The sequence below is a fragment of the Haloferax sp. s1 genome, from assembly GCF_058382125.1.
Genome location: NZ_JBZRPK010000567.1, coordinates 1 through 7,646 on the forward strand (window position 1 = coordinate 1; position 7,646 = coordinate 7,646).

The following is a 7,646-nucleotide window of genomic DNA, read 5'->3' on the forward strand; positions in this document are numbered from 1 at the left end:
GTGTCGGGCCACTTGCTTGCACGCTGCGTTCCAACCAAGGAATGCCAAACGTATCGGCGAGACCCACCCCGATTTGGTTCGTCTTTGTGTCCGAGTAGAACAATACCCCTGCAGTTGTGTTAGACGGAAAGTCAGTGTATTACCAACAACAGTACACTAGAAAAGAAACTAACACAGAATATCTATTTTAACACGTGGGAGGCTCTGAATTTTCTAATAAATTTCTACTCGTCATCAGAAGGAATATTCGATAGGAATTGAGGCTCGGATTCGTCAAGTTGGCTAATAAAATACAAGATTCAATTCATCGTATATTTCAAATCTAATTACAGAACTAGTATAGAAGAAATAAGAAACGCGTCAAAGAGTACCTGTGGCAGTTTTGTAATAATTCAGAGAATTGTATCTCGAAATAACGAACCCGCTAGAAGTACATCTATCATCTGTTACTCCGGGGTGAACGGGGTCAGAACAACTATCCAAATTATGGGACTCGTCACATAAATAGAACAATGTCTGGCCAATTCCGTTGCTCAAAAAAGAACTGAATTTTGGTGTATCCACAGATTCGCCCGAAACGGCCGAAATCGGTGGCTTCGATGGTAATAGACTTATTCTGATTTGTACATGCAAACAGGCAAAATGAGGGTTGCACTAATCACGATAAGTCCAATTCCGCGCCAAAAATCCACTAGTACAGATTCGGATAAACTCTCTTATTCTGGACTGTGCCAGTAGATTGAATATCACCCCCCGAGTCAACCCGACCATGAGCGACGAGGGCGACCGAGCGACGGTCCAAACCTACCTCCCGGCACACCAGAAGGCCATCTGGAAGGACCACGCCGACCGACTCGGCATGAGCCAAAGCGAATTTGTCAGGACTATGGTACAGGCAGGACGGGCAGATTTCGAGGTGCCTTCGAAAGGTGATGAGACAGCCGTAACCCCCGGGGTAGAAGGGGGTGAAACAGGCCTTCAGAACGACCATTCTAATCACACACATTCGCCTAGAAATAATGATCGACTCGAAGACCGCGTTATCGAGACGCTGGCGACCGACTCACACCATTCGTGGGACGACCTCGTTTCGGCGTTGACGGACGACATCGAAGACCGTCTCGAATCGACGCTGCAAGAACTCCAGTCGTCCGGTCGAGTTGTGTACAGCGGTCGCCATGGCGGGTACACGCTTGCGGAGGACGATGGCCGCTGAGCGACCGGCCGATGTGGCCGACCCGGTCGGCTACTTTCTACAGGATATGACGTACCACGGGAAATCCGACCGGACTCGCGATGCGTACGAGCGCGTCCTTCGAGAATTTGAATCGTTCCTCGGCGACCCCTCGCGCAACCCCGCAGGAACCGCGCGGTCGGTCGACGAAGCCACCCACCGCGACTGCATGGCGTGGATACACACGCTCAGGAACCGCGCGGTCGCATCGAGTACAGTCGCAACATACGCCTCGTATCTCCACCGGTTCTACGCCTACATGGCCCAGGTCGGTGTGTTCGATTCCAATCCGATGGGTCTCGTGATGGAGGAGATGGACGAGCGCATCGACACCAATCCAGCGCGACGGGAGCTATCGGTACCGCAAATGCGGGAGTTTGTCCGCGGAATCCACCATCCACTGGAGCACGCACTGGTGGTGACACTCCTCAAGACGGGGATGCGCGTCGGCGAACTGTGCAACCTCGACCTTCGAGACCTTTCGCTCTCGGAGGATACACCGCTTGCCGATGTATCGACTCGCGCCACCCTCGATGGGCGAGGACCGTCGATATACGTCTCCGCCGACCCGAGCGCCGGGGGCGTCACGAACGGCGAGACGCGAACTGCCTCGAACAAGCGAAAACGCTCGACGGTTATCCCGGTGGACGACGAGTTGGAAGCTGTTCTCCTGCGTTGGCTGGCGATTCGACCGGATACGACCTCCCCCGCGGAACCGCTTTTCGTCGGGACCGCATCCGGGTGGGGAAAGCGACTAGTCCCAGACGCGGTCCACCACATCGTCACCTCGCACGCAACCGATGCAGGTTGGTACCGGACGGGCGGCGACCGAGAAGAGAACGTCACCCCCCACTACTTCAGGCACTTCTTCACCACGCACCTTCGCGACCGAACCGGGGACCGCGGCATCGTCAAGTACCTCCGCGGTGACGTCGCTGGCGACATTATCGACACGTACACCCACAATTGGGGCGATAGAGTACGCGAGACGTACGAATCAAACGTATATTCACTACGCTAGATAGTGCCACCCATGTTTGGTGCCGAACTGATACATTGTATTTCGCTATATTTAATTTGGTGTCTGGATACCACTCGTGTATCGGGAAAAAAACGCAGGCACCCGCAACGAGGGTAACCGTGTTGAGCGACTCGATACACCGCTTCAACCTCTCGAAGCAGCCGAGACAGCACATCCAGCTCCGTAGACTGATGTAATGTGTGAATCTCTCGGTGAACGACATATCACAGATGATCGAAGATGAGAGACCCGCCGCAAACCGCACTCTTTTTAGTTTAGGCCTACCTAAACCGATTCAATGACCACCAGTGCCCAGTCGCACTCGGAGACAACTTCGGATCAGGAGCCGCAACAAGGCCCTGAGATAGCTATCTGTGAGAGTCGCCCCGGCAAATCAGTTTTCCTCGAAGCAGGAAATACCGACGGATGGATTTCGAGTGACATGACCGTCGACGTGATTCGATGAGTGAGGAAAATTCAATGAGCGAAGAAACGGCGAGTGACGAAGAGACGTCTGCCACGACGGAGAGCGAACGAACGACCATTCGAACCGGACGCAAGTTCGACCAGGACTTCCGCCTCGACGCCAGTGACGCGGGCGAGTTTCTGATAACGCTCGGCGAACAACTTCGCGATGATGATGAACTGAAAATTGTCACCGACGAGTGGGAACTTCCGTTCGCGTTCGGTGAGCCTGTCGAACTCGAAATCGACTTTGACGGAGTCGGTGACCCCGAACTCGAAATCGAACTGGAACTTCCGGGGCGGACCGACGATAAACCACCCGAAGTAGAGTAGAAAGGTTAGACGGTCATTTCGTCGCAGATTCGAGGACAAGCGTGTCGTCTTCGAGGTAGTGGTCGATGACGTGGGTGTGCTCTTCGAGATCGACGAGTTGCTCCCGAAGCATTTCACCGGACGCGTAGTCGCCGAGCCCTTCGGCGAGTCCGATGTGTTCGCGGTAGCTTTCGATGATATCACCGTACATTTCGAGGTCGTTCGAGAGCGACGTGCGGATGTCGTAGACATCCTCGTCTTCGGCTTCAACCGTTGCGGCGTCCGAGAGTGTGGCCATACTGGCGTGTGGGACGCCCCCGAGCGCCTGAATACGCTCGGCGATGTCGTCAGCGGCTTCCTCGACATCCTCGTACGCCTCCTGGAGGAAGACGTGAATATCGAGGTGTTCTGCACCTTCGACGTTCCAGTGGTGCTTGTGGAGTTGGTGGTAAAGGACGTACGCGTCTGCGAGGTCAGTGTTGAGTGCCTCGATTACCTGTTCGGCTTTCTCTTCTTCGAGTCTAAGTGGGTTCTCACTGACGGTGTCGGCTTGCCGTCGGACTGTCTCTTGGGAACTCATTGCAACTGAAGGATTCGTGAGGAGAAGCCATAAAAGTTCACAGTAAATCATTGAAATTCAATCAGGCACGAGCGTTCGTCAACGCTGAATGTGTGTTAAGTGTCTGAAAAGTGCGGGGCCGAGATTGCGGATTCGAGTTACCGGACTTTAGAACGCCTCACGGTAGATGTCCTGTTGCCACGTGGCCGCGCTCGCAGTGAACACGTCCCATTCGTGCCGTTTGACCGTCAGATACGAATCGAACAACTGCTCGCCGAGGGCCTCCCGAAGTACCTCGTTTTTCTCCAACGCGTCGAGCGCCTCGCCGAGCGTCTGCGGGAGTCGTTCGATACCGCGCTCGTCCAGCAACTCGTCGCTACAGTTTCCGGGGTCTTCGTCGAGCGGCCGTCCCGGGTCAATTTCGTTCTGCACGCCGTCCCAACCCGCGGCCAAGAGTCCGAGTAACGACAAGTATGGGTTCGCCGTGTTGTCCGCGGGCCGGAACTCGATTCGTGTTGCGGTTTCGCGCTTGTTCGTCGGGACTTCGGGGACGCGGATTGCGGCTTCCCGATTCCCGATGCCCCAACATCCGAATGCCGCCGCACCGGACTGCGGTTGGAGTCGCGCGTACGAGTTCACGGTCGGCGACGTGAGCGCGAGCAACGCCGGGAGATGAGCGAGGACGCCGCCGACGAAGTGGCGCCCAGTCGAACTCAGCGCCCTGTCCGAGTCGGTCGGTGCGAACAGGTTCGTGTCGTTCCACAGCGAGAGGTTGATGTGGCAGCCGTTCGTCGCGGTCTCGAACGGGAACGGGAGAAACGTGGTTTCGAAGCCGTGAGATTCGGCGATGGCAGCCACGGTCTCCCGGAGGAACACGTAATCGTCGGCTGGGGTAAGTCCCTCCCGGTGTTTGGTGACGAGTTCGTGTTGGCCGGCGGCGTACTCCGGACAGTGCTTTTTGACGTTAATCTGCTGGGCTTCGAGTGCGTCGATGGTCTCTAAGACGATGTCGTTGAACTCGCGCATACTGGCCGTCGCGTAGAGTCCGCGAGTACCGTGCGGCTCGTCGTCGCCGTCTTCCGAGGTGTAGAAGTGAAACTCGCTTTCCAGTGCGGTCGAAGGGACCACGTCGTCGTCCGCGAGCGTCGAGATGAACCCGGAGAGTGCAGACCGGGGGTCGGCCGCCCACGGCGTCTGGTCGTCGATTTCGTACAGCGAACAGCAGACGGCCGCGACGCTGTCTTCGTGGTCAAGCACACGAAACGTCGAACGGTCTGGAACCAGTCGAACCTCGCCGACGGCGTCGAAATCGGCGTCTTTCACGCGCATGCCGAGCGCGTTGAACGACTGGATCAACTTGGGCAGTTGGATGCCGGATTCGAGCGCATCTTCGAGGTGCGCCCGCTTTACCGAATGGCCGTGAGTGTGCCCGTCATTGCCGACGTACAGCAGTCTGACGAGTTCGACACCGGCATCTTCGCACTGCGCAAGGATTGATTGGGGTTCCATGCTCAGTTTACGCCATCGGTGACGATTTCCGCGACGCGGTCGCGGTCGAAGAGCTGTTCGTCAGCCGGGATGTCCGGGTACGGCTCGCCGTTGACGTAGCCGGGCCACTCGCCGAACTGCTCGGGGTAGAGTTGCTTGGCAGTCATCTCGATTTGGAAGAGGTTGAGAAGCGGGCCGTGTCTGCGCGCGCCCTGCGTGAACACGCGGCCTTCCTTGACTGCGGTCAGCTCTTTTGCGACCTCGTGGTTCTCTAAGTCCGCACGGATGTCGTCGATGTTGAAGTAGTCCGTCATCGGACCCAACACGAGAAGCACGTCCGGGTCGGCTTCCAGCAGAATCTCGTAGTCGAGTTTGATATTGCCGCCGTCCTCGCCGTAGCCCTCGCCGATTGCGGACGCCAGTGCGTCTGTCGTCTTCATCGGCCGGGTGTGCGCGGAGTAGTAGCCCGGGTGGTTCATCTTGTAGCCCCACATGTTGTCGTCGGAGCTCGAAAACAGCACCATCGCCGCGGTCGGGCGCTCGCTCTCCGGCGGGAGGTTCGATTCGATGTCCGAGACTAACGAGTCATGAATGCTCGAAAGCGCCTCGTAGCGTTCTTCTTCTTGGAACACCTGCGCGACCTTTCCGAAGATTTCCCAGAGCGTGTAGTACTCGTACGAATCGACCCACTCCGCGGGGGGCTTCTGGTGGGTGTCACTGAACGTGTTTCCGAACCACGGAGCCACGTTTTGCTCGATTTCTTCGATGTCGCTCATGTTCCAGCCTTCCGCCGAATCGACCTTCGCGGGGTCGGCGAGGTGGATGTCGCTGTCGAGTTCGTAGAGTTTCTCCTTCGTCGGGGGCCACGAGGAGTAGATACCTTCCCAATCGACGGTGACGCCGTCGAGATGGTGGATAAAGTTGCTCCACAGCGACTGGTGGTACGAAGGCCCGTGCATGGCGTTTATCGCGTCGCCGTATCCGAGCGCGAGCGCCATGCCAGCGTGCTGGCCGAGAATCGTAAACACCGTCTCGGGGACTTCGTCGAACTCGACTTCGCCCATCGGGGCCATCGAGACCGTGTACGAACTACTGTCACCTTCAGACTCCGTTGCCGTCGCCGTCGCCGTTTCGGTCTGCGACGTCGATTCGGAAGCCGTCGTCGTCGAATCAGATGCGGCATCGCCGGTACAACCGGCGAGGAGGCCGCCGCCGATGAGTGCACCTCCGTATTTCATATACTCTCTACGTGTCGGTGAGTCTCGTGCCATACAATTTAGGCCAGCCTAAAACATTATATGGCTTTCGAAGTTTAGGTCAGCCAAAACCAGATTCGATCTGCTATGCCCTATAGCTGTCGATTGGAATACAGATTTGGCGAGGGACAAAACAAGATGGTCGACACGGAACACCGCGACCGCGACGCCGAACTCACGAGAAAACCAACCATCGGCTAATTGAAATCGGGGACAGACGCTGGGGGTTCTGCATTACGTCATCCAAGTCATCGCTCTCAATTTAGATCAGTAATTAGGGAGTCATACTTTTTAGGCTGGCCTAAAAATGTGAGTGGCGAGGAACTAATGAGCGACACATCGACCGTCAAATCCCAGTGCGAGGACCAGAACATCGACCTCATCAGACTGCTGTACGTCACCCCAAGCGGGGTGATTCAGGCCAACACCGTCGACGTATCGGAGGTCGATGCAGCCGTCGAAAGCGGGGTCACCCTTTCGGAAGTCATCCAAGTCTACGACGCGTTCGCCTGCCGAAACAGGAATAGTCGATTCGATGCCGTCGGTGAGGTACATCTCTGTCCCGACCCCGAAACGTTCCGGCCCCTTCCGTACGCGGACCGGGCGGGTGCGATGCTTTGCAACATCCGAACCCTCGACGGCGAACCGTGGGACGTCGACAGTCGGTCGTCGCTCCAGTCAGTCGAACGCGACCTCCGAGCGAAGGGACTCTCCCCACAGGTCGCATTCGAAAGCGAGTTCAGCCTTTTCAGCCGGGACGGGGACGGAAAGATAAACCGCGGCGACGAAGCGGGTGCGTACCGAACGGAGTCGATTCGAGGCACGCACGACGCAATCCTACACATCGTGGACGCGCTCAAAGCGCAGGGAATCGACGTGAAGAAGTATCATCCCGAGTTTTCGCCCGGAAAACACGAGATCGTCACCGGACACCATACGGGTCTCGGAGCCGCCGACGAACACCTCCTTCTCCGTGAGACGGTCAAGAGCGTCGCCGAGCAAGACGGCTATCAGGCGACGTTTCTCCCGAAGCCGTTCGACGACGGGACGAACGGGTGCCACATCAACGTCTCGCTGTGGAACGGAGAAAACCAGTTTTTCGACCCGAACCACGGCGATATAAGCGAAACCGCGCGGCAGTTCATCGCGGGTGTTCTCGACCACGCACCGGCAGTCCTCGCACTCACTGCACCGACAGTGAACTCGTACAGTCGGCTTCAACCGCGTCACGGCGCTGCGGGCTACATCTGTTGGGGATGGCTCAATCGGGAGGCCTTGATTCGAGTCCCCGCACCTGCACAGGGACGGGAG

The 7,646-nt window shown here is 57.1% G+C and carries 8 protein-coding genes; 5 read left to right on the forward strand and 3 right to left on the reverse strand.

What is annotated here, in order from left to right; translation table 11 throughout:
- The first annotated feature begins 769 nt into the window (after positions 1-769).
- From QT222_RS10585 to QT222_RS10600, 4 genes are all read left to right on the forward strand, one after another.
- Positions 770-1,216: a DUF5805 domain-containing protein gene (locus QT222_RS10585; RefSeq protein ID WP_491477152.1), complete on the forward strand. Its 447-nt coding sequence runs from the start codon at positions 770-772 to the stop codon at positions 1,214-1,216.
- Positions 1,206-2,255, forward strand: coding sequence for a tyrosine-type recombinase/integrase (locus QT222_RS10590; RefSeq protein ID WP_491477153.1), 1,050 nt, complete (start codon positions 1,206-1,208; stop codon positions 2,253-2,255). The genes QT222_RS10585 and QT222_RS10590 overlap by 11 nt, the downstream gene beginning before the upstream one ends.
- A 298-nt stretch (positions 2,256-2,553) precedes the next feature.
- Entirely contained in the window at positions 2,554-2,721 is a 168-nt protein-coding gene (locus tag QT222_RS10595; RefSeq protein ID WP_014732343.1) for a hypothetical protein, read from the forward strand.
- A gap of 14 nt (positions 2,722-2,735) precedes the next feature.
- Entirely contained in the window at positions 2,736-3,053 is a 318-nt protein-coding gene (locus QT222_RS10600) for an amphi-Trp domain-containing protein (RefSeq protein ID WP_004056718.1), read from the forward strand.
- Positions 3,054-3,066: 13 nt separating this feature from the next.
- Here the strand turns inward: QT222_RS10600 and dpsA are convergent, their stop codons facing one another.
- From dpsA to QT222_RS10615, 3 genes are all read right to left on the reverse strand, one after another.
- Positions 3,067-3,612 carry a DNA starvation/stationary phase protection protein DpsA gene (gene dpsA, locus QT222_RS10605; protein ID WP_004056717.1) on the reverse strand — a complete coding sequence of 182 codons (546 nt, stop codon included), beginning with the start codon at positions 3,610-3,612 and terminating at the stop codon, positions 3,067-3,069.
- Between the two features lie 147 nt (positions 3,613-3,759).
- Entirely contained in the window at positions 3,760-5,100 is a 1,341-nt protein-coding gene (glnA2, locus tag QT222_RS10610; RefSeq protein ID WP_491477154.1) for a gamma-glutamylputrescine synthetase, read from the reverse strand.
- 2 nt (positions 5,101-5,102) lie between these two features.
- Positions 5,103-6,317, reverse strand: coding sequence for an ABC transporter substrate-binding protein (locus tag QT222_RS10615; protein ID WP_491477156.1), 1,215 nt, complete (start codon positions 6,315-6,317; stop codon positions 5,103-5,105).
- Between the two features lie 345 nt (positions 6,318-6,662).
- Between QT222_RS10615 and QT222_RS10620 the strand changes: the two genes are divergently transcribed.
- Positions 6,663-7,646: type I glutamate--ammonia ligase (locus tag QT222_RS10620; protein ID WP_491477155.1), on the forward strand; the 984-nt coding region annotated here is incomplete at its 3' end.

Coding starts and splice junctions, on each gene's coding strand:
- QT222_RS10595 (WP_014732343.1), top strand. CDS start 2,554: ATGACCACCAGTGCCCAGTCGCACTCGGAGACAACTTCGGATCAGGAG.
- QT222_RS10585 (WP_491477152.1), top strand. CDS start 770: ATGAGCGACGAGGGCGACCGAGCGACGGTCCAAACCTACCTCCCGGCA.
- glnA2 (WP_491477154.1), bottom strand. CDS start 5,100: ATGGAACCCCAATCAATCCTTGCGCAGTGCGAAGATGCCGGTGTCGAA.
- dpsA (WP_004056717.1), bottom strand. CDS start 3,612: ATGAGTTCCCAAGAGACAGTCCGACGGCAAGCCGACACCGTCAGTGAG.
- QT222_RS10615 (WP_491477156.1), bottom strand. CDS start 6,317: ATGAAATACGGAGGTGCACTCATCGGCGGCGGCCTCCTCGCCGGTTGT.
- QT222_RS10600 (WP_004056718.1), top strand. CDS start 2,736: ATGAGCGAAGAAACGGCGAGTGACGAAGAGACGTCTGCCACGACGGAG.
- QT222_RS10590 (WP_491477153.1), top strand. CDS start 1,206: ATGGCCGCTGAGCGACCGGCCGATGTGGCCGACCCGGTCGGCTACTTT.